This window comes from Streptomyces sp. NPDC002520 (assembly GCF_053595235.1).
Map to the genome: position 1 here is coordinate 1 of NZ_JBSFXG010000045.1, position 26,004 is coordinate 26,004.

Genomic DNA, 26,004 nt, shown 5'->3' on the forward strand with positions numbered 1-26,004 from the left:
CAACGAGCTTCGCTACTCGGAGAGTTGCGCGATGGCCGCCCCATGACCAGGGGCTATGCGTTGATCGCTGTTACACCACTCGGCGGGACACCATCGGAGTCCGCACGGGCGAGCGCGGTGTCGAGGATTGCCTGGGTGTCCGGCCGGGGCTGGGTTTCGGTGCCGAGGCTCTCCCACTTGGCGACCGTGCGCAGCGCGACACCGAGGTGCTCGGCGAAGGCGCGCGTGCTCATGCGCAGCGCTGCGCGCAGGGCGCTCGCTTCCCGGCCGGTCCATTGCTGCACGCTGACCACGAGTAACCTCCCTCCGTCACGTATGTAAGCACTCTCGGTGACGAGGTGGGGCGGGAAGTGCAACGTAAGTGCAACAGCAGGTCATTTCGAGGCCGTTCACGGAGGCCGACGCTGTGGGCATGGACGACGAACTCATCACCGAACGCCGCTCCGTGGCCTTCCCCCAGGTCTTCGGCTACCTGCGCCACGTCACCGGTGGCCTGACCCGCCACGCAGCGCTCATCGACTGCCTCACCGAGTACTGCCGGCAGCATGAGCTGACCCTGGGCGGCGTATTCACAGACCGCGACCCAGCGGTGGCCGTCCACTCCCCCGCCTTCGTCGGTCTCCTGGACGCGCTCGAACTGCCCGGCAGCTATGGCGCCGTGGTTCCCGCCCTCAGCCATCTGGGTCCGCAGCGCGTTGTGGCCGAGCGGAAGCGACAGATAACGGCAACGAGCGCCCGTCTGATCGTGGTGCGCACCGTCGGGCCGGCACAAGCCCCCGTTCCTTCTCCCGACGCTGGCTCCGACCACCAGTGCAAAGGAGTGCGTGATGTCCGTTCGTGAGGCGCTGCGAAGCGCACCCGTGGTCAACGACGCGCCCGGCCTGCGTCTGCTCCGGGTCGGCGAAGGCTGGGACCTTGTGCGAACCACCGCGGAGATCGGTCTCCTGGCCCTGGCCCACCTGCGCGTCACTGGTGCGGCGATCGGTCCAGTGTTGTACGACAGCCCCAACGGGCGTCTCTACTACGCCATCGAGACCGGCACCGCCGAAAGCTGGGACGACCTGCCGGTACGACACCTCTCCACCAACTCGTGGCTCGTCGCCCCCAGCCTGGAGCTGATCGACGACTGGTTCGGTGGCTGGTACGAGCTGCCCGACGACGACACCCTCACCGACGCCGGCACCCTGCACGCCGCCCTCCAGCACCCATACGTCAGTACCGCTCTGGAAGGGGCTGGCCGGTGAGCAGCCGAGCGGTCGTCTGCCACAAGGAATGGATGCTCCAGCCGGACAGGGAACCGGATGCCGAGCCCACCACCTATGCGATGCAGTGCGCAGTCTGTGGCGAGAGCTCGCCGACCAGCTCCGACTTCGCCGAACCGCAGGACTGGGTGTTCGAGCACGGCGGCCGCAACCCCACGCACCACACGTACCGAGAGATCATCTCCCGGCCGTGGCGCGCCTGGTGGAAGCAGTGATGGGCCGCGCAGTGAGCCGACTGGCCCGCTACACGGGGCCGCTTCTGATCATGCTGATCTCCGCCTCATGCGGATTCGTGATCGGCTTCGCAGTCGCCGCCGCCCCGAACGGCCCCTGAGCCCCCGTCCCTGCCGGAATCCCGCCACCCCGACAGCCGTAACACCAGGTCAGGCCCGGTGCTGAGAGATCAGCACCGGGCCTGATCTGCTGTATGCCTCCGCTTTGGGAGCAACCTCTTGCCCCCACCTGACTCGCCTGGGTGCCGAGTTCCACGAATTCTCCCCCACCAAGTGCCGCTTCACCGGCCCACAGCAGCTGGCCGGCGCAGGGGTGGAGGCCACCGACATCCGCACAGGGTCCGCCCTGCTCATCGCCGGCCTCACCGCCCGCGGCGTCAGCGGGAGTGTCCTGGCGCGCCCTCGGCGCAGCCGCTTCCGGTTGCGGCCGACGTACGGTTGAAGTACCGAGGGCATCACGCACTCCGGCCGCCACGCCGGGTCGTCCTCGGCGAGAGACGAGTCCGGGCCGCCCCAATCGTCGGCGCGGAGACGGGTCGGCATCATGTCCGCCGCGGTCGAAGCAACTCCGCGCGAGCTCATCATGGCTGGGGCCGCGCTGAGCACCCGCGCGGGTCCGCGCCCCCACCAAGGGGAGGCGTGATGACCCTTTCCCGGCTGGACATTCATAGGCGGAACCGAGGGGAGCGGACGTTCGTCACGCTTGCTGGTGACATCGGGCCGGCCACGACGCCGCTGCTGCGGGCCGCGTTGGAGCAGTGTCTGCTGGACGGTGTCACCGTGATCGACATCGACCTGACCACGGTCGGCTCCTGCGACGCGGGGGGCCTGGACGTCCTCCGGTCGGCATCACGGCGCGCCGGCCGGGTCCACGCCTGCCTGAGGCTGCAGCACCCGTGCGCGCAGATCACCCGGCTCCTCGATGTCACCGGATCCACTTCGCTGCTCCTTACCGGCCAGGTGAGTCCCGTGCCGCCCACCGCATCCGGCAACCTTCTGAGTACCGCGCCGCGGGCGCCCGGGGACCCCGCTCGTCGGCTGGATCAGCCGGTCCTCAAGGACGGGATCCGGCTTCGCCGGCTGACCCGCTGGCAGGCCGAAGACATGCGCGAGGACATCGCGGACCTGGCTGCGGAGTCCGTCGCGGGCACCCCCGGCGAGGCGTACCACGACCGTGGAGACTTCCTGCACCGCCTGGCGGTCACTGCCCACCGCCCCGGCTTCGCCCTGCTGGTCGCAGAGACGACGGTGCTGGTCGGTTGCGCCTTCGGTTTTCCGGTGGGTGCTGACGGTTCCGGCCGGCGGGGGTTCGACGGAACGCTCCAGGGGATCATCCATCGGCTCACCTCCCGCGCACGGTTCGTCGTCCTCACCCAGGTGGTGGCCCATCCGCACGCTCAGCACCGCGATATCGCCCGCCGCCTGCAGCAGCGTCTGCTCACAGACCTGCACTCCTGCCTCGGGGTCACCCTGCTGCATCCTGCCGACCAGGCAGGACAAGCCGCCTTCTCGTCCTGGGGTTGGCAGAACATGGGTGAGGTCGTCGGGCTGCCCGGCGCCGTCGCCCCCTGTGTGCTGACCCTGTCCGTCGAAGGGCTGGCCTTGGCACGCCGATGATTTGGCAGAGGGGCGATGAGCCGGCGGTCGTACCGGCCGGCTGTCTGCCTCTCCGCGATGGCTGCGCACCAGGCCGCCCGCCACGGCCGGGAGTAGCCTGACACGTACCGAGAGCTTTCGGGCGCACGACCACGGCGGCGCCGTTCCCGGCGAGTGGCAGACACGGGCGGCCGGAAGCCGCCCGGAACGGGATCGCACGATGAACGCCATCACAGAGCCCGCCGAAGGTACGGCACCAGATGAAGGCCGCTCCTACCGGATGCCCTTGCCCCGGCTGCGCCTCACGGCGGGCGTCAGCCATGGCCCGCTGGACGGCGCGTGGTGGCCGCGCTGCTACGCACTGGAACTGGAGCTGCCCGCGCTGGTCGGCTCCTTGGATCCGAGCGTCGGCACCGTCACCCGCGTCACCGTGGGGACCGCCACCTGGCCCGATGCCCCGCAGGAGGTGATGGCGCCCGGCCATGTGATCGAGGTGGTCCTGACCGATCTTGCCGCCGAGGTGCATGCCATCACCGTGGACTGCGGCACCGTGGGACGCTGGGAACTGCTGGTGATCCCCCCGGACGAGCCGGCCGGAGCCGCCACCCGGCTGCTGACCGCTGCCGCCGACCCCGGGAACCCACTGTCGGCTCCGCGCCTGCTGGCACTCGTCGAGAGCGGCCTCGACGGACAAGACACATGGGAGTCGGAAGGAGGGTCCGGACTCAGGTGAGAGGCCCGATCCATCCGGACGGACCCGGGTGACGGGGCCAGTCCCGGGGCATCTACGACCCGTCGATGGAGCGATGACACTGGCAGACCCTGCGTCGTCCCAGCCCGCCGCTCCGATCGGCTCGGATCATGGCGGGTGAGGGGATGACGGCCGGACAGCGTGCAGACCGCTACGAGAGCTTCGGGGAAGCTCTGCTGGGAGAGGTCCTCGACCGCGCGCATGAGCTGCCGCCCCATCTCATCGGGCCCTTGGTCGCTGACGTGGTGGAGCGGCTCGGGGGTCGCCGGCCGCAGGTGCTGCTGCAGGACTACGGCCAACTGCTGCTCGTCCCCCTGCCCGGCGACGGCCTCACGGACGGGGAACCGCAGGTGATCGACGACTCCGAGGCGGGCCGCTGCTTTCTCGACGCTCACCCCGTCGAGCTGCCCGAGGACGACGGCGTGCGAATCCTGCTGCCGCTGCTGGACGGCGGCGATCAGGTCGGAGTCATGGCAGTGACGTTGGACAGCGTCGATGAACACGACCGCCGCATGCTGCGCAGGCTCGCCGGCCTGGTGGCCGACCTACTGGTGACCAAGCACGGCTACTCCGACCTCTTCTTCGGTGTCCGACGCAGCGAACCGATGAGCGTCGCCGCCGAGATCCAGTGGGCCCTGCTGCCACCGCTGGCGATGATCATGCCTCGGGTCGCCGTGGCCGGGATCCTTGAACCCGCCTATGACGTGGCGGGTGACAGCTTCGACTACGCCCTCAACGGAGACGTCCTCCACGTGGCCATGATCGACGCGATGGGACACGGCCTGGACGCGGCCACGATGGCGACCGTGGCCATCGGCGCCTACCGCCACGCCCGCCGCGCCGGCACCGGACTGCCGGAGATCTACGCCTTCATGGACCGCGCAGTGGCGGACCAGTTCGGCCCCGAGCACTTCGTCACGGCGCAGATGCTGCAGCTGGACACCACGACGGGGCATCTTCTGTGGGTCAACGCCGGGCACCCGTCACCGATGCTCGTCCGTGATCACCGCGTCACACTCCGGCTGACCGGTCCGACGACCCTCCCTGTCGGCTTCGGGGGTCCGCAGCCGCAGACGAGCGAGATGAAGCTGGAGCCGGGGGACCGCCTCCTCTGCTTCACGGACGGACTGATCGAGGAGCACAAGACCGGGGAGGACGAGTTCGGGGAGGACCTGATGATCGACTGGGTGAACCAGTTGGAGAGAACCGGCCGCGGAATCCGGGCGGTGGCGCGGTCCCTGTCCCACACGCTCAAGCGGGCGCGGGGCGGACACACCACGGATGACGCGACGCTGCTCCTGGTGGAGTGGCGCGGCTGACCTCACTCCGGCGGCACCTGCGCGCTTCGGGTGTCGATGAGTATCTGATTCGCCTGGGTGACGTTGTCGGCCCGGACGGCCTGGGCCATCGCGGCGCGGGCGGCCTCGGGTGCTGTGTCCGGCGGAACCACCAGCAGCGAGAAGATGTCCTGGTCGCCTCGGGTGATCAGCACGGTGTCGTCGCCCAGCGGAAAGGAGTCGATGTGCACCACCTGGTCGTCGACGACGATCCGCGTCGGAAGCCCTTCCCAGGCCGTGGTGTCCAGCCCGACGCGCGTGAGGGGGCCGAGATGGCCGGTGAGGGCGCTGAGCAGCGCGGGCAGCTCGGCGGCGATGTCGCGCGACCGCGGCCACCACGCACCGTCGAGGACACCTTCGCGCGACTCCGTGGTCTCCAGCCGGAGCAACGCACACCCCGGCTGCACGGCCTCGTGAACACCGCTGGGCAGATGCCGGGAAACAGACCGTGCATCGGAGCCGGTCATGAGGATCACCCGTCTTCGGGAATCGGGGCGATCACAGGACTCGCCTCGCCTTTTACACGCTACTCCTCGTGCACGGGCGCCGAATTTCCGGATGTCGAGTTGGAGGAAGCCATCGTCGCCGACACCGAGGCGATGACAGGCGCGTGTCCGCCATGGCTACTTGACGACGAGGCTGCGGTGGAAGAGGCATTCCCTCGCGCTATCCGGAGCCCCGAGGATGTGGCGAGGGTCAAAGCCCAGCGCCGCGCGGAGGACGCGCGACGTAAGCGTCAGAAGCAAGCCAAGGCGTCTCGCCGACGAAACCGCTGAGTACAAGAGCCGGGGTCGACAACGTGCCCCCGTTCCGTCGTCATAACGGTCGGGGCAAGAACACCAGTCCCGCCCGGGCGCTATCCCTGGGAGCCATCTGGGAGCCGACCCGCTCTCTCGGCTCCTTCGAGACCACCCGAGACCACCGCACCCCAACGCCCTGACCAGGCAAAACAGCAAACCACCTGATGGCGATCCCGACCGAACCTCATTCGGGACGAAGAGGTCGTGGGTTCAAATCCCGCCACCCCGACAGCCAAGTAGCAGGCCAGAGGGCCCTTACCGATTCGGTGAGGGCCCTCTGGCTTTGCTGCCTGTCTATCTGCGTGACTATCGATTTCTGAGTGTCTACGAGCATCGCGGGTCGGCGCCGAAGATCCCGTCCATGCCCACCGCGCCGGTCTGGATCACGGGCCGGATCTGCTTCCGGTAGACCTCCTCGGTCACGGCCGTCCCGGAGTGCCCGACGAGCCGGGAGATTTCCTCCAGCGGCACGCCCCGGTCGGACAGCAGGGACACGAAGCTGTGCCGCAGCTCCCTCGGAGTCCACTCGTCGGCATTGATCCCGTCGATGCCCTTGAGTGCCTGGGTTCCACCGCCCGCGCTGATACCCTCCCGATCACTGCGCATGGCGCCCTCAGGGGGAAGGGCAGCTTCAGCCCAGAGGATGCAACCTGAAGCTACGACCGCCCGCATCACTGAGCAGGGAAGATCGTCATGGCCGGACTGGCAGGGGTGCGGCGCCGTTGGTATTTCCGTGAGGCGGGTAGTCCTCCGGATGTGTACGTGCATCGTTGACAAGGCGCCAGATCTCCCTCATCTCATGCGTCCAAACCACCCTGTCGGGATCGCTTTGCGGAATAGGCCCAGATCCTATCGGTCCAGGACGGAGAGGGCTGCCATTGCGAGTCTCCTTCCATCCGGTGAACAGGCATACCGCGACCAGGTTTACTGATTGACGGCTCAACCGCATCCCGGGATCACATCATCAGTGGTTGAATTTGAGAAGTGAAGCTTTGCGGCGCCTGCGATGCTCTGCGGTTTGGTAGTCGCCTGCACCTCTCCATACCCCGGTTGCTTCCAATACCTTTGCAAGTATCGGAAGGTTGCCACATAGTCGAGGCCCGATACCTCCGCGTCATCGCTCTTGGTTAGCTCGTAGCTGTCCTTCTCGCAGGGGGTCATAAGATCAACAGTTTCCGCGAAGACAGGATGGCCGAACGCATCCAGGAAGACGAACCGCACGTCGATCAACGTCGCGACCTCGTGGTTCTCTATGACGAGCCAGTCCGGCTCCCCCTCCTTTTCTCCCTGCGCCATGTAAGCAACGAACTTGGGAATTTGCTGCTGAATCGAAAGTTCCTGCTGCTTGAGTGCAATATCCTCTAGTGCGTGAAACGTCCACGCCGAGAGTATCAACGCGAGAAGCGCCATTAGAGTCGCTGCGACCTGTGAGTAGGTGCCGATAGCTGCAGCCCTGCTCTGTAGGGAGCGACGCTTCTCCGGATTAGGGGGAACGCCATTCATGTTGGGCTCGCGACACACAGTGTCCTAGTGCTCTGACTATTCCAGACTGCGACTGAAGGGCGCTATCCGCATCTGGAGACAGAAGTCCCCGTTCGTCCCGGGGCGGGGACTTCTACTGCTCCCGTCCACGCTGCTTCCTTGACGACCGCCTTCTCTTGCAGGATGGGGTCTGGCCCGCGTCCTCAGAGGCCCGGAGGACCTCGCCGACTCCGCCGTGAGGGTGGGCACGCTCATCGTCGCCGTGGCGGTGGTTGAGAGGGCGCGCCAGTGGCCGAATCGCCACCGATCCAAGTAAGCGCTCTATACAGCAACAACCACAGCGACCCGCACCAGGTCCCTGACATCCAAGCCTGCATCAACGACACCAGACGCGGGCGTACACGAGCGTCTCTATCCAGTCGCGAAGACGGCGAGTATCACCAAGCACACGGCTGCTGGATCGAACTCCTAAAGCGGTGTTCAGAACCGCGAGGCGCCACGCGTCAGTCTTCTCCGACTTGGAGCAGGGCCACGACAAACCCGTTGCCCGTGCCTGCGACCACTCCCGCCGATACGGCCCCGTCCGAGGCCTCCAGGACCACCACCACAGTTGGAAAGCGTGCACATCCAAGACATGCGCCGGATGTACTGACCGCGTGCGCGTGGGGCCCCGGGTGCCGCCTGCCATGCGCCCTCCCCTGCGTCTGCACAGTCACGCACGCTGGTTGTCGACAGGTGAGCTGGACTGCCGGGGGGTAGACGGTGGGCGAGTGGAAGCAAGGGAAGTGCGGTTGGCCAACGGCGGGCGGCGGTCGCTGCCAGAACAAGACAGTCAAGGGCACATCGCGCTGCTACCTCCACCAAGGTGACTGGACGAAGCGCGGCCAAGCCGAACTGAAGAAGAGGGCGAGCAAGCGCCGCAAGAAGTGAGCCGGAGCCGCGGTGAGTATCTAACTGCGTGACAACGCCGACGAACATCGGCGGACGAGCGCGAACGTCAGTGGACCATCGGCGCAGGTGAGGTGCGCAGCAGCCCAAGACAGCACCCCCGTCCCAGTTGCTTCGGGACGAAGAGGTCGTGGGTTCAAATCCCGCCACCCCGACATCAACCGGAGGGCCTTTACCGTGAGGTAAGGGCCCTCCGGCGTTTCTAGGTGTCCTCCGACTGCGCGGCTACCGCTCCGGATTCCGGCCGGCGCAGAGCGAGTGTCCGACGGGCGGCCTTCGGTCTCAGGCCGTGGCGCGTTCCGTCGAAAACGGACTGTGCCTGTGCTCGCTGCACCACAAGCTCTTCGACAAGGGCGTCCTCGGTATCGGATGGGAGTCCCCCCACTCGCGCGAAGCCGAGAGCGGGGGAGGCCACCGCATCCTGGTCTCGCAGTGCTTCGTCGGCCGCAGTCCGGCCGCCCGGGAGCACGTCATAGCGCTCGCCGGCCGCCCGCTCATCGGTCCCCAACCGGGTGCCCACCCCGTCGCGGCGATCCACCGCTCCTGGCACACCAGCCAGGTCTTCCACGGCAGCCCACGCCCCGCCACGGCCGCCTGATCGCCGAGCGTCGATCACGTGGCCGACTGGTAAGGAGTGCCATACCAAGAGTATGGTCTCTTGTATGGCGACAAAGAAGGTAACGGTGACGATTCCCGAGGAGCTCCTGGACGAGATCCGCGCGGACGCGGCCGAGCGGGGCCTGTCGGCATACGTCGCCGAGGCTCTGCGCTTCAAGCGTGACCGGGATCGGCTCCGGGAACTGGTCGACTGGCTGCAGGAAGAACACGGCCCCGTCACCGAGGACGAGCATGCGGCAGCGCTCGACGAGCTGGAGGACCTCGACGCCGAACACGAGCGGCGTCGAACCACCGGAAAGCACAACGCCGGAGAGGCTGCGTGAAGAAGCGAGCCGGTGAACACGGACAGCGGCCCCTCCGTGTCTTCGTACTGGACTGTGAAGCCCTGTCCCTTGCGGTACGCGGCGACCGGAAGATGGTCGCCTGGCTCGACCTCGCGGCGCGTGGGGAAGCCGAGGTGGTGACGTCCCCGATGACACTGGTCGAGGCGTACGACGGCAGAACCACCGAGCAGCGCTGGGACTGGGTACTGTCCCGGCTCCAGGTCGTTGACATCGGGAAGGACGAGGCCCGCCAGGCACGCCGACTCCTGGCCGACGCCGAATTGCACGGTCACAAGTACGCGATCGACGCCGTACTCGCCGTCATCGCGCGACAGCAGAAGGGGCAGGTCACCGTCTTCACCTCGGACGTCGACGACCTGGAGAAGCTGGTCCCGGACACGATCGTCGTCAAGAAGGTGTGACCCGACCCGCTCCGGTCTCAGTGGAACGCTGGAACCGCTCGGTCGATCTGGTCGCCAGCAGTTCGATCTGACTGAGATCGCGCTGTGGCTGTGGGGCAGCCATGCTGTCCTCCTGGGAGCCGTCCGGGAGCCAACCCGCTCCCCGAACGCCCGCGACACCACGCCGGACCGATCCAAGCAGAGCTACGACTCAGAAGGTCTCTGACATCCATTGCTGACATCAACGTCATCGGACGGTGGCGGATCCAACGGACCTCCAGCGGATCAAAGGGCCGCCGCCACTCATTGTTCCGGCAGCTCGCTGGGAACCGAGATCTTTCAGCGCGTGCCTGTCGTCGCGGTGCTGTAGGCGTACAGGGCGACGACGCCGACCACACAGGCGAGGATCGTCCAGGAGGCGAGGCTCATCCGTCTCCCTTTTCGCCCGGGCCGTTTCGGCTTCTCGGACTGCTTGGTCCGGCCGGGAGTCGCCGGAGCGGGCGGTGCGGCATCGGCGGCGGTCTCGGAGAGCAGGCGGCGGCAGGCCGTGGCGAGCTCGCCGGTGCCGGCACAGAGCGATACGACGGTCTCCGAACGCGCCGGAGCGGTGGTGCCGCCGTCGAGAATGCGGCCCGCACGGAGCAGGATTTCGTCCTTGCGACCCGAGGGGGCGAGACTGATCCAGCGCTGCACATGCTCTCCCCTGATGACCACACCCCCGGCCCGGTCCCGGTACACGGTGTGCCGACGCCAGAGCATGTCTGCTAACTGCGCTGCGGTTTCTCTCAGTTGGGCGCTCAAGGCCCGTCCTCCCGGACCCGTACGATCAATGGAACGGGAATCGTACAGCGGCGCCGGGGCCGCGTCGGACTGGCAGGGCCCCGGACGGGTGGCCGTGTCCGCGGCCGCAGGCGGTCAGGGCGAAAACCTCGTGCCCGAAGCCCAGGATGGCCGCCGCCGCCACGGCGACTTTCGGACAGCTGGCAGAAAATTCAAATTCCCGTACAACCACCCCCACCGGTGAGGGATCTGATCAGGTGAGTCAACCAGACTCCACAATCATTGGGCCCCGCGCCGAGACGAACCGCGAGGAACGACCGGCGCCGGACCCCTTTTCTCCATCTGGGAAACGCATGCGTATACGAGCCACCGTGGCCGCCGTCTCCGGAGCCCTGGCCCTCTCCGCCCTCGCCATGCCCGCCGCGCACGCCACCGCTCCCGGTGACAACGGCACGGTGAAGATCCACGACGCAAAGACCGGCGAGGAGCTGCGCCGCAACGAGCCGCACGTCTGCACGTTCTACCTCGACGCCTTCGGCTTCGACGCGGTCCAGCAGGTCGACTGGCACATCGAAGCCTGGGCGCCGACCGCCGCCACCAAGGGCGAGACCGTGAAGTCCGGAGACATCACCCTGGATGCCGAGGGCCACGGCCGTACAGAGGACCTGTCGCTGCCCGACGGGCACTACAAGCTGTTCTGGAACTTCGACGGCGAGAAGGGCGCCGCCAAGCACAAGGTGTTCTGGACCGACTGCGAGGACTCGCAGGGCGGTGGTGACGGTACGACGCTGTCCTCCTCCGCGTCTCCCTCGCCGTCGGCCTCGCCCTCGTCGTCGGCGTCTCCCTCGACTTCGGGCTCGGCCGGTGCGACGGCCTCGCCGAGTGCGTCGTCCGGCGAGGGCGGGGCGGCCCCGTCGGCCGCCGCGTCCTCGTCCGCGCAGGGCGGCAGCGGTGATCTGGCCGAGACCGGCAGCAGCGCCCCTGTGGGCCTGCTGTCGGGCGCCGCGGCGGCACTGGTGGCCGCAGGCGGTTACCTGGTGCTGCGGCGTCGCAGGGCCTCCCGGGGCTGACGTCTGCAGTGAGTGGCGTCCTGGCCGTCCTCTGGCCAGGACGCCACTCACAAGGCAGACGCATCGGGAAAAGCCGCAGCGCCAGAGGGGTGCCCTGGACACAGGGGCACCCCTCTGACATTCACCGCACCCTGTCCGGCGCAGCAGCGCGGTCGGCCTCGTCAGGCCTGCGCTCCCGGTGGAGGCGCAGGCCTGGAGGCTGTTGTTCCGGACCGTCAGTACAGCGCCTTGTAGACGCCCCAGCCGCTGCCGATCTTCACGCGTGCGCCGAAGCCGCCCTTGCCGTTGCCCGCCCAGCGGTACAGGTTGCCCGCGGTATCGCGGGTGAGGAGGTCGTTGCGCCCGTCCTGGGTCAGGTCGCCGACACCGACCAGGGCGTTGTACGCGTTGAAGCCCGAGGCGATCTTCACGCGCCCCCCGAAGCCGCCCTTGCCGTTGCCGTACCAGCGATAGAGGTACCCGGCCTTGTCCCGGCCGAGAAGGTCTCCGGTTCCGTCGCCATTGAGGTCGCCCACGCCCACCAGCGCCGTATAACCGGACAGCCCGGTGCCGATGCGCACCCGGGACTTGAACGTGCCCTTGCCGGTGCCGGCGTGGAACCACAGGGCTCCGGACCGGTCACGGGTCAGCAGGTCGGACCGGCCGTCACGGTTGAGGTCCCCGGACGATGTCAGCAGGTTGTACGTGTTCCAGCCCGTGCCGATGACAGTGGACTTGTTGGTTCCCCGGGCGAAGTACACCTGCCCGAAGCCCCAGTACGCACGCAGTTCGCCGGTGGAGTTGCGGACCAGCATGTCCGCGAACCCGTCGCCGTTGAGGTCGCCGGCCGGCACCAGGGTGGAGGAGGTCGGCCAGTCCGCGGTGTAGCTGCCGTTGTAGAAGTACCCCTTGGGATGCCCCTCCCATGAGTAGGTCCGGCCGTCCTTCCGGACCGCCACCATGTCCGGAAACCCGTCGCAGTCGTAGACGTGGGTCGGCAAGGCGCCGCACATCACGTCCAGGCCGCCGCTTCCCACCCGCACCGGCACGGTTCCACCGTTGAACCTCGCGGTCAGCTGCCAGGTGTAGAGACCGCTCGGGGCGGGAGCACCGTTCGACTCCCGGCCGTTCCACGAGGCCGAGATGCCGTCGAGACCGCGTTCGGCCCCACCGCGCACCACGGCCACCCGGCGCCCGGTCGTCTTCTGGAAGATGCCCAGTTCCCAGGAGTCCACCGGGCGGCTCAGCAGAAACGAGGCCGTCCAGGTCGAGTAGTACGACGAAGTGGTCCTCGGCGCGACGCTCCCGGAGGTGTACGCCTCCCCTATCACCGGAGCGGAGTCCGGTACCCCGTCCGCGCTCACATGCACGCGGCGATCGGCGTCCACGTAGGCGATATGGCCGCTGTACTTGTCCACGGTCCACGTGATCCTGCGGTCGTCCGCGAGCGTTCCGGCCGGGAGGGCGGCGAAGGAGCGCTCCGTAAGCGGGCTGCCGGTGTGGAAGTCCGTCAGCTTGAGCTCGCCCGCGTCCCGGTCGTGCCGGACCACGTAGCCGTCGCCGAGCATGGCGGGGCCCGACGGCACAGCGAAACCGCGGTTGTTCGTCAGGTCGTACACCCCGGCCTGCTTGTCGGCACCGCAGGACCAGTAGAGCCAACGCGCTGTCGCCTGGAGCTCGGTGGGCACGCAGGCGGCACCGGTCCGCACGGTGCGGACGGGCTTGCCGGGAGTGGCGGCGTCCTCGTTCAGCCGCTCCGCGGTCAGTGTGCCGGGGCTGCCGGGGGTCGCGCTCCACAGGGTGGAGTACCAGAGCGCCGCGGCCTGCACCGGGCGGCTGCGCACCACCTTGTTGTAGCCCGGGGCGATCAGGTACTGGGTTTTCGGGGACCCGCCGTCCACCACCACGTACGAGGAGGACGCGTCCCTGACCTCGCCGCCGCTGCCGGGCAACTGCACCTGCACGTGCGACGTGTAGGCGTCCACGCGGGTCTCCAGGTACGTCCGCCCGCCTGTCTCGGACAGGAAGGACAGCCCGTACCAGTTGCCCTCCACGATCCGCACGCAGTCCTCACCCGTCGCACAGCGCACGGTGGAAGAGGGCATGCCCGCGGGCAGGGGCTTGGCCGCTCCCGCGACGGGGACCGGCCCGGTGCCGACGTCCTGCTGGCGGAGGGAGAGCCTGCCCTCGGTGCTGTCCACCCGATTGAGGGTGCCCCGGTACAGGTTCAGTCCCAGGACCTTGGCAATCACCGGGGGCAGCGGCTGGACGACCTCGTGCGCCGGCGTCCCGTCGGGGCCTGTGGCGAAGCGGTGCACCGCCCAGTCGCCGGTGCCGGAGCCGCCGACGAGCAGGGCGCTCCCGTCCGCCGTCTGCGGTGGATAGTCCGACACGAGCGCGATGTGGTCGAGTGCGGTGCTCGGCTCCCCGCCGTCGAGCGGCCGGGCCGTCAGCCGCCGGCCGAGCGTGGTGCCCGAGGTGGGGTCCGGGCCCGAGGTCAGGAGGGTGCCGCCGAGGAGGGCCACGGGGGCCGCGTCGTCGGGGAGCGGGAACTCCTGCGTCCCGGAGGAGACGTCACCGCGGGGCAGCCAGCGCAGCCCGGTGAAGCCGTGACCCCACCAGGCGATGCGGTCGGCGCTCAGCAGGATGCGCAGGCCCTCGCCGCTCATCGCCTCGGGGAGAGGGGTGATCACGGCGGTCTCGGGGTCCAGCAGGCCGTAGCGGTACGCGCCGTCCTGCCGGAAGGAGATCACCGCGCCGCGGTCGTCCGTGGCGCCCTGCTGCAGGGAGAGGCTGCTCAGCTGGGCGCCCGCGGGCAGGCCGGTGACGCGCAGCGGTTGCGCGGGATCGGTGCCGGTGTCGAGGAGCACGCCGTCGGAGCTGGTGGTGCTGGTCGCGGACTCCAGGGCCAGCACCTTGCCCGCGACGGTCCCCCGGAACGTGTAGCCGGCCGGGAGCTGCGCCTCCCGGCGCTCACCGGTGTGCGGATCGAGCAGGGTGTACCAGGCGGTGCCCCGGGCCGGGCTCGGTGAGACGGCGAGCAGGTCTCCGTCGGCACCGACGGGGCGTACGAGCGCGTCGGCCGGGAGGGTCTGCAGGCCGGGCACCTGCGTCGAGGTGCCGCTCGCGAAGTCGGTCCAGGTGTAGCCGTTCCGGCCCTCCTGCTGGTGCAGGAAACCGGTGCTGCCCACCGCCAGCGGGGTGTCCACACGGGGTGTGGCCCGGTCGGCGGGCGGGATCACGACCTCCTTGGACGAGTCCGCCGCGGTCGCCACCTGGGCGGCCCATGCGGGCGGCGCGTCCACGGCGAGCGGGATGGCCGTTGCCGCGACCGCCAGAATCGTGGCAGCCGCACCGGCCGTGAGGCCCGCACCACCTCTGCGGCGGCGGCCTCCCTGCAGTGCTTCAGTCGACGTCCGGGTCAATGCCCCCACGTCTCCCCCCTCATTGACGCGATGATCTGCCGCCGCACGGCGCCCCGCCGTGGCCGGGCGCGCTGCCGCGTCCCCCGGGTGGCTGCGGTGGAGCTTGCCGGCCGCTTGTGCGATAGACGCTAGCCGATCAGCGAGGTCCCAGTCCGCCCTGACGGGATTACGATCAGACAACCCGACGACGCCCTGGCGGGGCGGCCAGGGAGCGACCATGCGGGGCCGGTGGAAACCGAAGGCGGTGCCGCCCGTCAACGCCAACGGACGCTGACCGGTACGCACATGTCGACCCCGGCGAATGCACTCGCCGGGGTCTTCGTATGTCGGCTCGGTCGCCAAGGGAACCAGACGGGGAGCCGTTTACTCCGGCACGCAACGGACGGTCGCGACCGGGGGGCGCAGGTCAACGACGGCGAGCCAGGATGCCAGTTCCCCGTCGTATTCGTCGCTCGACGCAAAGACTGCCAAATGTTCAGGTAGTTGTTGTTCGGTGGGTGGCTATTGAGTTCGTTGGTGCGGCGAGCCCAGTCCACCCCCTGCGAGGGTCGGCGGTGGCGAATCTCCCGCGCCCCGGGCCCCGAGGTTGCGGCGGGCGCCTATTACGAATGCTGTCCGGGCTGGCCGCCGAGCAGCTGCGACGGCTTGTTCTCTTCGGCCCATCGCCGCTCGTCCGGGGAGTCCGTGGGTGGCGGGAAGAACCCGTCGATGGTCCAGAATTCCCGCGGTGTCTCATCGATGTGGATCTCCCAGTGAAGCCCGCGGTGCCGCAGGAACGGGGCCAGTCGCTCGTTGATGACGTCCATCCACTTCCGGCGCCGCTCCGGGTCGGGGGTCAGGCGGGCGATGTGGTCGATCGTGATGCGCACGAACTGGGTCGCGGGCTCGGCGCCGACGAAGAAATCCTGCGGCGCGAATTCGTGAAATGCCACGGAGACGTAGAACTTGGGCAGCTTGATCAGTTCGGTGTACGCCACGGTGACCTGCGTGGCGAACTGCTGCTTGTCCTCGGCGCTGTAGAGGCTCTCCGGGTGATAAACGTGCCAGATCGGCATGACTGGCCCCTTTTGTGCGAATTAAATCGTTTGGTGACGGTTGCCTGCTATGAGGGCATCTTCGATCCTTGCATCTGCCGACCGGCGCGACCCGCATCGCCAGGCCGACGCCGCCGCCGTCCTCGGCCACGCATCAGGGGAAAGTCGGTTGCGCGGCGGTGGTGGTCAGGGGGCTGCGTCCGTGCCGGGATGGCGGGGTGCCGGCCGGGGAGGGACGGGGAGCTGGTCCGGCCAGGGGAAGGCGTAGCGGGGGTTGCCTCCGCGGGAAAGCCGTACGAAGCGGAGCAGTTCGCGGACGATGCCCGCGTTGCCCGAGGCCCAGCCGGTGGAGGGTTCGAGGGCGCTCGGGGTGGCTCGGTGCTCGACGTTGGACCAGCGGGCGCCGTCGCCGCCCCGGATCGCGCGGGCGGTGAGGTCCGCGACGAGGATGTGGGCGAAGTCGTGCGGGTCCTGTTGTTCGGCGATCCAGTCGCAGGCCAGGGCGAGGACGCCCGCGGTGCCGCAGCAGCGGCCGTTGTTGTCCCAGAAGCCGGGGCGAAGGCGCCGGGGCAGGCCGGAGTGGGTGACCGTGTGCCAGCAGCGGTCGGCGAGGGCGGACCAGGCGGGGTCGGCCGTGACGTCCCGCAGCAGCCGGAAGACCTGGGCGTCGCCCGCCGGGCCGTGACACCAGCCGTAGCTGACGGGGTCGATCACGTCGGGGCGGAACTGAGGGGTGGAGTGCAGCACCAGGAAGCCTTCCGGCCCCGCTTCGTCCCGGGCCACGACGTCCGCGGTACCGGCCAGCGCCAGTTCGACCAGGTCCGCACGGCCGGTGGCCGCGCCGACCCGGGCAAGCGCCAGGACGATGCCGAGCGTGCCGTGCGAGACGTGATGCAGGCGGGAATCGACACCCGGCCGATGGGCCCACTGGACGCCCGCCGGAGTCTGCTCCGCCGTCCGCGCATACGGCTCCAGGGCGAGGACGGCCAGTTCGGCGTCGCCGGCCAGGAGTGCCCCGAGGCCGATTCCCGCGTTGCCGCCCATCAGCTCGAACAGTTCGCCCCAACGGGTGCCGTCGAAGCGTGAGCGCACGAGTTGCAACGCGCGGTCGGCGGCGGCGCCGGCTGCCTTGTCGCCGAGTTCTTCCTGAACGGCCCGCAGGACGACGGCCATTCCGGTGCGGCCGAAGTAGAGGGAGTCGTCGTCGATGCCGTCGACAAAGTCCGCGAGGCCGCGGGCCGCGCGCAGGGCGGTGTCGGCGTAGGAGTCGTCGCCGAAGTGCCGCCATGCCTCGAGGAGTACGGGGATGTGGCCGGCCGTACCGCTGTAGAGCATGGGGGTGACCTCGTCGTCCGACGGCCTGGCCGCCCAGACGAGGCCTCCTCCGGAGGTTTCGCGTGCCGCCGCGGTCAGCCACCGCAGCCCGTCCACCGCGAGTTCCTCGACCTCGTCGACCGCCACGACCTTGGTTTCCGGTGCCGTCATGGGCCCACCCTCGCGTGATCTTCCGGGCCCGTCCAGAGGGCGGAGGGGCGGAGGGGCGGAGGGGCGGGGTGGGGCCGGGGGGCTCTCACTCGATCGGGGCTGCTCCGGATGCCGTAGCGCCTGAGGGGGCGTGCACTGGGATCGCGGCGCCGTTGTCGGTATGAGTGCGAGGCAGAACCCATGGTGCATGAGGATTCCGTTCCGTCCCGGCGTCCGTCCGGGTCCGGACGTTCGTCCGCTTCCGAGCGTTCGTCCGCTTCCGGGCGTTCGTCCACGTCCGGGCGTTCGCCTGTGTCCCGGCGTCCCTCTCCGTCGCGGCGTTCGCTGCTGCGGGGTACGGCGGCCGCCGGGCTGTTCGCCTCCGTGCCCGGGATGGCCCTGTCGGGCTGTTCCGCGCCGACGAGGACGGAGACCGCGGAAGCGAGGCCCAGGACGGACCGGTCGGCCTCGGGTGCTGGGCTCACGTCCAACGCGTACGGGCACACCGACGCCGACTTCGTCCGGGTCGGGCTGCGACGCGACAGCGTCGAGGCCTGGGAGGACGGGTTCCGCACCGCCGCCGAGAACGACGATCCGAACGTCTTCGAGTGGTGGTACGCCGACTTCACGGGGGGCGACGGCACGGTCGTCTCCTTCACCCTGAGCACCCGGGTGAACGACGGCTTCGTGCCGGCGCCGGGCGAGAAGGGGCGCAAGCCCTCGGCGTCGGTCACCGTGACCGACCCCGACGGCACCAGCCACGGAGGCGCCCACACCTACGGCTGGAGCGAGTTCACCGCCTCGATGGAACGCTGCGACGTGCGGGTGGGGCCCTTCACCATGGCCGGCGACCTGAAGACCTACCGGCTGCGGGGGCAGTCGGGCGGCGTGGGCGTCGATCTGACGCTGACCAGCCGGGTGCAGCCGTTCCGTCCGGGCACCGGTGTCCTCTACGTCGGTGACACGAACGCCTTCCTGGGCTGGCTGTGCGCGGTGCCGTCCGGGGCGGTCACCGGCACCGTCACCGTGAACGGCAAGCGGCGCTCGTTCTCCGGGCACGGCTACCACGACCACAACTGGGGCAACGAGCCGTTCCCCTCCTACGTCGAGCACTGGCGCTGGGGCCGCGGCAGCGTCGGCGCGTACGCGGTGATCGGCACCGACCTGCACCTGCGCGAGGAGTACGATTCCGCGATCGTCCCCGTCCTCCTCGTCGACGACACCCGCACCGGCACCCGCCTGGTCGGCGCCTACGACCCGCGCACGGTCACCGCCCGCGAGTCCGACCCCGTGCCGCACAGCGACCCGGCCTACCCCAGGGACTACTACAGCAAGGTCCGCTGGTCCTACCGGAGCGGCGGCGACAACGCTGACTGCACCTTCACGGACTCCGACCGGCTGATCGTCACCAAGCGGTACGCCGCCGCTCCCACCCCGAACCAGCGGGCCGCCCTCGACGAGCTCGACATAGACCAGATCCGGTACACCCGGTACGCCACCACGAACAGCCTCACCCTCGACGTCGGCGGCGCCCACGCCTCGGGCACCGGGACGGGCACCCTCGAAGCCGCCCAGTTCGGCCTCGGCACCGCCCCGCCGAAGACCACCCGCTGAGAACACCCGCCGCTGACGCCTCTGAAGCAGCGTGCGGCCCCGGGCGGCCGGTCGGTGGCGTGGGTGAGGGAGACCGGCCCGCCCGGGGGTCAGGGGGTGGGGTGGAGCGAGGTGCGAGGCAGGTGGCGACGCCGCCGGGTGGCGGGCGGGCGGCACCCGCCGCCGGCGGGTGGGGGGTGCGTGGCAGGTGCCGGCGCCTGGGGGTGGGGGTGCGTGGCAGGTGCCGGCGCCTGCGGGTGGGGGTGCGTGGCAGGTGCCGGCGCCTGCGGGTGGGGGTGCGTGGCAGGTGCCGGCGCCTGCGGGCGGATTACAGGCCCACGTCGCGGCTGCGGAAGTCGGCCAGGGACTCCCGGCGGACCAGCAGGCGGGCGAGGCCGTCGCGTACGGCGACCACCGGCGGGCGGCCGACCATGTTGTAGGTGGAGGCCATGGACAGGTGGTACGCGCCGGCGACGGGTACGGCGAGCAGGTCGCCGGGGCGGATGTCGGCGGGGAGTTCCACGTCGGCGGCCAGTACGTCGCCGGCCTCGCAGTGCCGGCCCACGACGGTCACCCGGGCCGGGGCCTCGGTGCTGTGCCGGCCGACCAGCCGGGGCTGGTACCGGACGCCGTACAAGGCCGGGCGCGGGTTGTCGCTCATGCCGCCGTCCACGGCCACGAACACGTTCTCGCCCGTGTGCTTCACGGACAGGACGTGGTACAGGGCGACGCCCGCGGGGCCCGCGATCGCCCGGCCCGGCTCGATGATCAGGCGTGGCACGGGCAGCCCGGCGGTGGCGCACGCGTCGGCGAGTTCGGCGCGGACCTTGCGGGCCAGTGCCGTCAGGTCCAGGGCCTCCTCGCCGGGGCGGTAGGCGATGCCGTGGCCGCCGCCGAGGTCGAGCTCGGGCAGGACCAGACCGTGCTGCTCGTACAGCCGGGTCATCAGGCCGACCATGCGGCGTACGGCGACCAGGTACGGCTTGACGCTGGTGATCTGGGAGCCCAAGTGGCAGTGCAGGCCCGTGAGTTCGAGCTGCGGCTGGTCGAGTATGCGGGCGATGGCGTGCTGGGCGTAGCCGTCGATGGGGGCACCTCCCGCTCGAGCGAAGCCGAGAGTGGCGGTACCCCGCTCGATACGGCGGTGCGCCTCGGACAGCATCGCGTAGGTCTTGCCGACGCCGGGTGCCGCGCCGAGGTAGATCCGGAGCTTGCCGCGTGCCATGTCATCCCTCGAAGCGGTAGCCCATGCCGGGCTCGGTGATCAGGTAGCGGGGGTGTGACGGGTCCGTCTCCAGCTTGCGGCGCAGCTGCGCCATGTACACCCGCAGGTAGTTGGTCTTGTTGCTCTGGGAGACGCCCCAGACCTCCTGGAGGAGGTGCTTCTGGGTGACCAGGCGGCCGGGGTTGGTCACCAGGATCTCCAGCAGATGCCATTCGGTCGGGGTCAGCCGGACGTCCCGGCCGGCGCGGACGGCCTTCTTGGCGAGCAGGTCGATGCTGAAGTCGTCCGTCTCGACCCGGGTCGTCTCGGGGACGAGCGGGGTGTCCTCGGTGCGGCGGACGGCGGCCCGCAGCCGGGCCAGCAGCTCGTCCATGCTGAACGGTTTGGTGATGTAGTCGTCGGCGCCCGCGTCGAGCGCGGCCACCTTCTCGTCGGACGCCTGCCGCGCGGAGAGGACCATGATCGGCACGCGGGTCCAGCCGCGCAGCGCGTTGATGACCTCGACGCCGTCCATGTCGGGCAGGCCGAGGTCCAGCAGCACCACGTCGGGCTGGCGCGCGGCGGCGATGCGCAGGGCCGTGGCCCCGTCGGGGGCGGCGTCGACACCGTAGTGACGTGCCTGCAAGTTGATGACGAGGGCCCGTACGAGTTGCGGGTCGTCCTCCACCACGAGCACCCGGGTCATGGGTGTGTGCCTCTCCTGTCATGCCTGCGGGAGCCGACGGCACCGGGATGCCCCGGGGCGCCGGCTCCCGTCGCGGATCGCGTCAGGCCGTCACTTCCCGGCCACGAGGTCCTTGAGCGCGATGTTGAGTTTCAGGACGTTCACCTGCGGCTCACCGATGAAGCCGAGGGCGCGGCCCTGGGTCTGGTCCTCTACGAGCTTCTCCACCTGCGCGACCGGCAGGCCGTTCTTCGCGGCGACCCGGTGGACCTGGAGTTCGGCGTACTGCGGGGAGATGGCCGGGTCGAGTCCGGAGCCGGAGGAGGTGACGGCGTCGGCGGGGACGTCGGACGCCTGGACCGTGTAGCCGGGGACCGAGTTGTCCTTGACGACGGCGGCCTTGGCGGAGAGCACCTGGGCGCAGAGCGTGCCGTCCTCGGGCTTGGCGGGGCACTTGCCGTCGACCGCGCCGCTGTCGGCGGCGAGGTTGGTGGCGCCCGAGAGGATCAGCTTGTACTGCGTGTTGACGCTGTTGCTGCCGAGGCCGTTGGCCGGGCGGCCCTGGAACCACTTCAGGTCCGGGTCCGGGGTCTCCTGACCCTTCTTCAGCGGCAGGTTGTACGACTGCCCGATCAGGGACGAGCCGACGACCTTGCCGTCCGCCTTGATCTCGGAGCCGTTCGCCTTGTCGTTGAACAGTGCCTGCGCGATGCCGGTGACGACCAGCGGGTAGATGACGCCCGTCACCAGGGTGAGCACGAGGAGGGCGCGCAGGCCCGCCCCGAGCAACCGGGCGGTGTTGGTAACCGAGTTGTTCATGGTGATCAGCACGCCTTTGGAGAGTTACAGCCCGGGGATGAGGGAGATGAGCAGGTCGATGATCTTGATGCCGATGAAGGGCGCGATCAGGCCGCCGATGCCGTAGATCCCGAGGTTGCGGCGGAGCATCCTGTCGGCGCTGAGCGGCCGGTACTGCACGCCCTTCAGGGACAGCGGCACCAGCGCGATGATGATCAGTGCGTTGAAGATGACGGCCGACAGGATCGCGGAGTTCGGCGAGGACAGCTGCATGACGTTCAGCTTGTCCAGGCCCGGGTAGACCGCCGCGAACAGCGCCGGGATGATCGCGAAGTACTTCGCGACGTCGTTGGCGATGGAGAACGTGGTCAGCGCACCGCGCGTGATCAGCAGCTGCTTGCCGATCTCGACGATCTCGATCAGCTTGGTCGGGTTGGAGTCGAGGTCGACCATGTTGCCGGCCTCCTTGGCGGCCGACGTGCCGGTGTTCATGGCCACGCCGACGTCCGCCTGAGCCAGCGCGGGCGCGTCGTTCGTGCCGTCACCGGTCATGGCGACCAGCTTGCCGCCGGCCTGCTCCCGCTTGATGAGGGCCATCTTGTCCTCGGGAGTGGCCTCGGCGAGGAAGTCGTCGACGCCCGCCTCCTCGGCGATCGCCTTGGCGGTCAGCGGGTTGTCACCCGTGATCATGACCGTCTTGATGCCCATGCGGCGCAGCTCCTCGAACCGCTCCCGCATGCCGTCCTTGACGACGTCCTTGAGGTGGATGACGCCCAGGACGCGGGCGCCCCGCTCGTCGTGGACGGCGACCAGCAGCGGGGTGCCGCCGGCCTCGGAGATGCCGTTCGCGATGACGTCGGCGTCCTCGGCGACCGTGCCGCCCTGCTCCTCGACCCAGGCGATGACCGAGGCGGTGGCGCCCTTGCGGATCTTCCGGCCGTCGACGTCCACACCCGACATACGGGTCTGGGCGGTGAACTCGATCCACTCGGCGTGCGCCAGCTCGCCCTGGTGGCGTTCGCGCAGCCCGTACTTCTCCTTCGCCAGGACGACGACGGAGCGGCCCTCGGGGGTCTCGTCGGCCAGCGAGGACAGCTGGGCCGCGTCGGCCACCTCGGCCTCGGTGGTGCCCTTGACCGGGACGAACTCGGCGGCCTGCCGGTTGCCGAGGGTGATGGTGCCGGTCTTGTCCAGCAGCAGCGTGGAGACGTCGCCGGCGGCCTCGACCGCGCGGCCGGACATGGCGAGCACGTTGCGCTGCACCAGGCGGTCCATGCCGGCGATGCCGATCGCGGAGAGCAGGGCGCCGATGGTGGTCGGGATGAGGCAGACCAGCAGGGCGACCAGGACGATCATGGTCAGGTGCTGGTGACTGCCGGCGTTGTTGAAGGCGAAATCGGCGAACGGCGGCAGGGTCGCCACCGCGAGCAGGAAGACGATCGTCAGCGACGCCAGCAGGATGTTCAGCGCGATCTCGTTCGGCGTCTTCTGCCGGGCCGCGCCCTCGACCAGGTTGATCATGCGGTCGATGAAGGTCTCGCCGGGCTTCGTCGTGATCTTGATGACGATGCGGTCGGAGAGGACCTTCGTGCCGCCCGTGACGGCCGAGCGGTCACCGCCGGACTCACGGATGACCGGGGCGGACTCGCCGGTGATCGCCGACTCGTCCACGGAGGCGACACCCTCGACGACGTCACCGTCGCCGGGGATCACGTCACCGGCCTCGCAGACCACCAGGTCGCCGATCTTCAGCTCCGTGCCGGGCACCTGCTCCTCGGACACACCGTCCGTGAGCAGCCGCCGGGCGATCGTGTCGGTCTTGGCCTTGCGCAGGGTGTCGGCCTGCGCCTTGCCGCGGCCCTCGGCGACCGCCTCCGCCAGGTTGGCGAAGACCACGGTCAGCCACAGCCAGGCGCTGATGGTCCAGCCGAACCAGTCGCCCGGGTGCTGGAAGGAGAAGACGGTGGTGAGGATCGAGCCGATCCACACCACGAACATCACGGGAGACTTGACCATCACCCGCGGGTCGAGCTTGCGGCACGCCTCCGGCAGGGACTTGACCAGCTGCTTGGGATCGAAGAGGCCCGCGCCGACACGGCCCTCGGCGGGCTTGTGCCCGGTGGGGACGTCGCTGTGCGGCGCCCGGGTGGGAGTGGCTGTGGACATCGAGTCCTCTGAGTTCTCTGTGCGGGTGGCCATCACGCCAGCCCCTCTGCCAGCGGGCCGAGGGCCAGGGCCGGGAAGTAGGTGAGACCGGTGATGATCAGGATCGCGCCGACCAGCAGGCCGGTGAACAGCGGCTTCTCGGTGCGCAGGGTGCCCGCGGTCACCGGGACCGGCTTCTGCTCGGCGAGCGAGCCGGCGAGCGCCAGGACGAACACCATCGGCAGGAAGCGGCCGAGGAGCATCGCGAGTCCCGTCATGGTGTTGAACCAGTCGGTGTTCGCGTTCAGGCCGGCGAAGGCCGAGCCGTTGTTGTTCGCGGCGGAGGTGAACGCGTACAGCACCTCGGAGAACCCGTGGGCGCCCGAGTTGAGCATCGAGTTCGGCGGGGTCGGCAGGGCCATGGAAGCGGCCGTGAAGACGAGGACCAGGGCGGGGGTGATGAGGATGTAGCAGGCGGCGAGCTTCATCTCGCGGCCGCCGATCTTCTTGCCCAGGTACTCGGGCGTACGGCCGACCATCAGACCGGCGATGAACACCGCGAGGACCGCCATGATCAGGATGCCGTAGAGGCCGGAGCCGGTACCGCCGGGCGTGATCTCGCCCAGCATCATGCTGAGCATCGTGATGCCGCCGCCGAGGCCGGTGAAGGAGGAGTGGAAGGAGTCCACCGCGCCGGTCGAGGTGAGCGTGGTCGCCACCGCGAAGATCGACGAGCCGCCGACGCCGAAGCGGACCTCCTTGCCCTCCATCGCCCCGCCCGCGGCCTGCAGGGCCGGGCCGTGGTGGGCGAACTCGGTCCACATCATCAGGGCGGTGAAGCCCAGCCAGATCGTGAACATCGTGGCGAGGATCGCGTAACCCTGCTTCACCGAGCCGACCATCACGCCGAAGGTGCGGGTCAGCGAGAACGGGATCACCAGGATCAGGAAGATCTCGAAGAGGTTGGTGAAGGGGGTGGGGTTCTCGAAGGGGTGGGCGGAGTTGGCGTTGAAGTAACCGCCACCGTTGGTGCCCAGCTCCTTGATCGCCTCCTGGGAGGCGACCGCGCCGCCGTTCCACTGCTGCGAGCCGCCCATGCTGTGCCCGTTAACGAATTGGCCGACCTCGTGGATGCCGGAGAAGTTCTGGATCGCGCCGCAGGCGACCAGGATCACTGCGGCGATCGCGGCACCCGGCAGCAGGATGCGCAGCACGCCGCGCACCAGGTCGGACCAGAAGTTGCCCAGCTCACCGGTGCGGGAGCGGACGAAGCCGCGCACGAGGGCGACGGCCACGGCCATGCCGACGGCGGCGGAGACGAAGTTCTGCACGGCCAGACCGGCGGTCTGCACGACGTGACCCATGGTCTGCTCGCCGTAGTACGACTGCCAGTTCGTGTTGGTCACGAAGGAGACGGCCGTGTTGAACGACTGCGCCGGGTTGACCGACGAGAAGTTCATCGAGCCGGGCAGCAGACCCTGGAGCCGCTGCAGCAGGTAGAGGAACAGGACGCTGACGGCCGAGAAGGCGAGGACACCGCGCAGGTACGCGGGCCAGGTCATCTCGGTGTCGGGGTTGGCACCGATGCCCTTGTAGACCCACTTCTCCACACGCAGATGCTTCCCGGAGGAGTAGACCCGGGCCATGTAGTTGCCGACGGGGATGTAGACGAGTGCCAGCGCGCCTATGAGGGCGAGCAGCTGGAGCACTGCGGCGAGTACGGGACCCACGTGTCTCAGAACCTCTCCGGGTAGATCAGGGCGAGGACGAGATAACCCAGCAGGGCGACGGCCACGACGAGGCCGACGATGTTCTCGGCGGTCACAGCTTCGTCACCCCCTTGGCGACGAGGGCCACCAGCGCGAAACCCGCGAGCACGGTGACGACGAAGGCCAGATCGGCCATCGCGAACTCCTGGAGTGAGGTTCGGTTGAAACGGACGTGTACGAGGAAACGCCTCTCTGACCGGATCCGGTCGGCCGTTGACGCCTCTCTTACGGCGGCACGCACGCCTTTGACGGCTCTCTTACGGCTCTTGAGCGGGTACCAGTGAGTAAGGCGTCGTGACGATCCGTG

General features: G+C 69.2%; 23 protein-coding genes and 5 pseudogenes. 12 read left to right on the forward strand and 16 right to left on the reverse strand.

Annotated features, from left to right (window positions below; all coding sequences use genetic code 11):
• Positions 1 to 95: 95 nt before the first annotated feature.
• A pseudogene (locus tag ACWD5D_RS38545) lies at positions 96 to 293 on the reverse strand (helix-turn-helix domain-containing protein); the annotation flags it as partial.
• Positions 294 to 412: 119 nt separating this feature from the next.
• On the opposite strand from ACWD5D_RS38545, the gene ACWD5D_RS38550 reads away from it, so the two are divergent.
• The 7 genes and pseudogenes from ACWD5D_RS38550 to ACWD5D_RS38580 all read left to right on the forward strand — a co-directional run bounded on the left by ACWD5D_RS38550 (position 413) and on the right by ACWD5D_RS38580 (position 5,161).
• Positions 413 to 841 carry a hypothetical protein gene (locus ACWD5D_RS38550; protein WP_351925826.1) on the forward strand — a complete coding sequence of 143 codons (429 nt, stop codon included), beginning with the start codon at positions 413 to 415 and terminating at the stop codon, positions 839 to 841.
• The gene (locus ACWD5D_RS38555) at positions 828 to 1,244 is read left to right on the forward strand and encodes a hypothetical protein (RefSeq protein ID WP_451377473.1); all 417 of its coding nucleotides are present in this window, start codon (positions 828 to 830) and stop codon (positions 1,242 to 1,244) included. Before ACWD5D_RS38550 ends, ACWD5D_RS38555 begins: the two co-directional genes overlap by 14 nt.
• Positions 1,241 to 1,477 (forward strand): DUF7848 domain-containing protein, encoded by a 237-nt coding sequence (locus ACWD5D_RS38560; RefSeq protein ID WP_451377474.1) that lies wholly within the window; start codon positions 1,241 to 1,243, stop codon positions 1,475 to 1,477. Before ACWD5D_RS38555 ends, ACWD5D_RS38560 begins: the two co-directional genes overlap by 4 nt.
• A 241-nt stretch (positions 1,478 to 1,718) precedes the next feature.
• A pseudogene (locus ACWD5D_RS38565) lies at positions 1,719 to 1,877 on the forward strand (UDP-N-acetylglucosamine 1-carboxyvinyltransferase); the annotation flags it as partial.
• A gap of 260 nt (positions 1,878 to 2,137) precedes the next feature.
• Entirely contained in the window at positions 2,138 to 3,112 is a 975-nt protein-coding gene (locus ACWD5D_RS38570) for an STAS domain-containing protein (RefSeq protein ID WP_351925828.1), read from the forward strand.
• Positions 3,113 to 3,311: 199 nt separating this feature from the next.
• On the forward strand, positions 3,312 to 3,824 hold the full coding sequence (locus tag ACWD5D_RS38575; RefSeq protein ID WP_351925830.1) for a DUF5994 family protein: 513 nt from the start codon (positions 3,312 to 3,314) through the stop codon (positions 3,822 to 3,824).
• Positions 3,825 to 3,967: 143 nt separating this feature from the next.
• A complete protein-coding gene (locus tag ACWD5D_RS38580) occupies positions 3,968 to 5,161 on the forward strand; it encodes a PP2C family protein-serine/threonine phosphatase (protein WP_451377522.1) in 1,194 nt (397 codons plus the stop codon).
• Between the two features lie 2 nt (positions 5,162 to 5,163).
• Here ACWD5D_RS38580 and ACWD5D_RS38585 read toward each other — a convergent pair whose 3' ends face one another.
• From ACWD5D_RS38585 to ACWD5D_RS38595, 3 genes and pseudogenes are all read right to left on the reverse strand, one after another.
• Positions 5,164 to 5,646 (reverse strand): DUF5994 family protein, encoded by a 483-nt coding sequence (locus tag ACWD5D_RS38585; protein WP_351925832.1) that lies wholly within the window; start codon positions 5,644 to 5,646, stop codon positions 5,164 to 5,166.
• A gap of 657 nt (positions 5,647 to 6,303) precedes the next feature.
• Positions 6,304 to 6,543: pseudogene (locus ACWD5D_RS38590) on the reverse strand (tyrosine-type recombinase/integrase); the annotation flags it as partial.
• 375 nt (positions 6,544 to 6,918) lie between these two features.
• A complete protein-coding gene (locus ACWD5D_RS38595; RefSeq protein WP_451377475.1) occupies positions 6,919 to 7,482 on the reverse strand; it encodes a hypothetical protein in 564 nt (187 codons plus the stop codon).
• Between the two features lie 1,228 nt (positions 7,483 to 8,710).
• Between ACWD5D_RS38595 and ACWD5D_RS38600 the strand changes: the two are divergent.
• From ACWD5D_RS38600 to ACWD5D_RS38610, 3 genes and pseudogenes are all read left to right on the forward strand, one after another.
• Positions 8,711 to 9,007, forward strand: a pseudogene (locus tag ACWD5D_RS38600) (HNH endonuclease); the annotation flags it as partial.
• Between the two features lie 64 nt (positions 9,008 to 9,071).
• Positions 9,072 to 9,350, forward strand: coding sequence for a CopG family transcriptional regulator (locus tag ACWD5D_RS38605; RefSeq protein WP_451377476.1), 279 nt, complete (start codon positions 9,072 to 9,074; stop codon positions 9,348 to 9,350).
• On the forward strand, positions 9,347 to 9,772 hold the full coding sequence (locus ACWD5D_RS38610) for a PIN domain-containing protein (protein ID WP_451377477.1): 426 nt from the start codon (positions 9,347 to 9,349) through the stop codon (positions 9,770 to 9,772). The genes ACWD5D_RS38605 and ACWD5D_RS38610 overlap by 4 nt, the downstream gene beginning before the upstream one ends.
• Positions 9,773 to 10,090: 318 nt before the next feature.
• On the opposite strand, the gene ACWD5D_RS38615 is transcribed toward ACWD5D_RS38610, so the two are convergent.
• Entirely contained in the window at positions 10,091 to 10,510 is a 420-nt protein-coding gene (locus tag ACWD5D_RS38615) for a hypothetical protein (RefSeq protein ID WP_451377523.1), read from the reverse strand.
• Between the two features lie 374 nt (positions 10,511 to 10,884).
• On the opposite strand from ACWD5D_RS38615, the gene ACWD5D_RS38620 reads away from it, so the two are divergent.
• Positions 10,885 to 11,601, forward strand: a complete 717-nt coding sequence (locus ACWD5D_RS38620; RefSeq protein WP_451377478.1) for an LPXTG cell wall anchor domain-containing protein — start codon at positions 10,885 to 10,887, stop codon at positions 11,599 to 11,601.
• 215 nt (positions 11,602 to 11,816) lie between these two features.
• Here the strand turns inward: ACWD5D_RS38620 and ACWD5D_RS38625 are convergent, their stop codons facing one another.
• The 3 genes from ACWD5D_RS38625 to ACWD5D_RS38635 all read right to left on the reverse strand — a co-directional run bounded on the left by ACWD5D_RS38625 (position 11,817) and on the right by ACWD5D_RS38635 (position 17,524).
• Positions 11,817 to 15,014, reverse strand: a complete 3,198-nt coding sequence (locus tag ACWD5D_RS38625; RefSeq protein WP_451377479.1) for an FG-GAP repeat domain-containing protein — start codon at positions 15,012 to 15,014, stop codon at positions 11,817 to 11,819.
• Between the two features lie 593 nt (positions 15,015 to 15,607).
• Complete coding sequence (locus ACWD5D_RS38630) at positions 15,608 to 16,060, reverse strand: tautomerase family protein (RefSeq protein WP_451377480.1); 453 nt, start codon at positions 16,058 to 16,060, stop codon at positions 15,608 to 15,610.
• A 165-nt stretch (positions 16,061 to 16,225) separates the two neighbouring features.
• Positions 16,226 to 17,524 carry a lanthionine synthetase LanC family protein gene (locus ACWD5D_RS38635; protein WP_451377481.1) on the reverse strand — a complete coding sequence of 433 codons (1,299 nt, stop codon included), beginning with the start codon at positions 17,522 to 17,524 and terminating at the stop codon, positions 16,226 to 16,228.
• 291 nt (positions 17,525 to 17,815) lie between these two features.
• On the opposite strand from ACWD5D_RS38635, the gene ACWD5D_RS38640 reads away from it, so the two are divergent.
• Positions 17,816 to 19,117, forward strand: coding sequence for a lipocalin-like domain-containing protein (locus ACWD5D_RS38640; protein ID WP_451377482.1), 1,302 nt, complete (start codon positions 17,816 to 17,818; stop codon positions 19,115 to 19,117).
• 307 nt (positions 19,118 to 19,424) lie between these two features.
• On the opposite strand, the gene ACWD5D_RS38645 is transcribed toward ACWD5D_RS38640, so the two are convergent.
• The 8 genes and pseudogenes from ACWD5D_RS38645 to ACWD5D_RS38680 all read right to left on the reverse strand — a co-directional run bounded on the left by ACWD5D_RS38645 (position 19,425) and on the right by ACWD5D_RS38680 (position 25,938).
• Positions 19,425 to 20,234 carry a diaminopimelate decarboxylase family protein gene (locus ACWD5D_RS38645; protein ID WP_451377524.1) on the reverse strand — a complete coding sequence of 270 codons (810 nt, stop codon included), beginning with the start codon at positions 20,232 to 20,234 and terminating at the stop codon, positions 19,425 to 19,427.
• A pseudogene (locus ACWD5D_RS38650) lies at positions 20,216 to 20,315 on the reverse strand (hypothetical protein); the annotation flags it as partial. The gene ACWD5D_RS38645 and the pseudogene ACWD5D_RS38650, both read right to left, overlap by 19 nt.
• 7 nt (positions 20,316 to 20,322) lie before the next feature.
• Positions 20,323 to 21,006, reverse strand: a complete 684-nt coding sequence (locus ACWD5D_RS38655; protein WP_451377483.1) for a response regulator — start codon at positions 21,004 to 21,006, stop codon at positions 20,323 to 20,325.
• A gap of 90 nt (positions 21,007 to 21,096) precedes the next feature.
• On the reverse strand, positions 21,097 to 21,804 hold the full coding sequence (locus tag ACWD5D_RS38660) for a potassium-transporting ATPase subunit C (protein WP_451377484.1): 708 nt from the start codon (positions 21,802 to 21,804) through the stop codon (positions 21,097 to 21,099).
• Between the two features lie 24 nt (positions 21,805 to 21,828).
• A complete protein-coding gene (gene kdpB / locus ACWD5D_RS38665) occupies positions 21,829 to 23,949 on the reverse strand; it encodes a potassium-transporting ATPase subunit KdpB (RefSeq protein ID WP_451377485.1) in 2,121 nt (706 codons plus the stop codon).
• Between the two features lie 32 nt (positions 23,950 to 23,981).
• Positions 23,982 to 25,658 (reverse strand): potassium-transporting ATPase subunit KdpA, encoded by a 1,677-nt coding sequence (gene kdpA, locus ACWD5D_RS38670; protein ID WP_451377486.1) that lies wholly within the window; start codon positions 25,656 to 25,658, stop codon positions 23,982 to 23,984.
• A gap of 5 nt (positions 25,659 to 25,663) precedes the next feature.
• Positions 25,664 to 25,753, reverse strand: coding sequence for a K(+)-transporting ATPase subunit F (gene kdpF / locus ACWD5D_RS38675; RefSeq protein ID WP_018533641.1), 90 nt, complete (start codon positions 25,751 to 25,753; stop codon positions 25,664 to 25,666).
• Positions 25,750 to 25,938: a hypothetical protein gene (locus ACWD5D_RS38680; RefSeq protein ID WP_451377487.1), complete on the reverse strand. Its 189-nt coding sequence runs from the start codon at positions 25,936 to 25,938 to the stop codon at positions 25,750 to 25,752. Before ACWD5D_RS38680 ends, kdpF begins: the two co-directional genes overlap by 4 nt.
• Positions 25,939 to 26,004 lie beyond the last annotated feature (66 nt).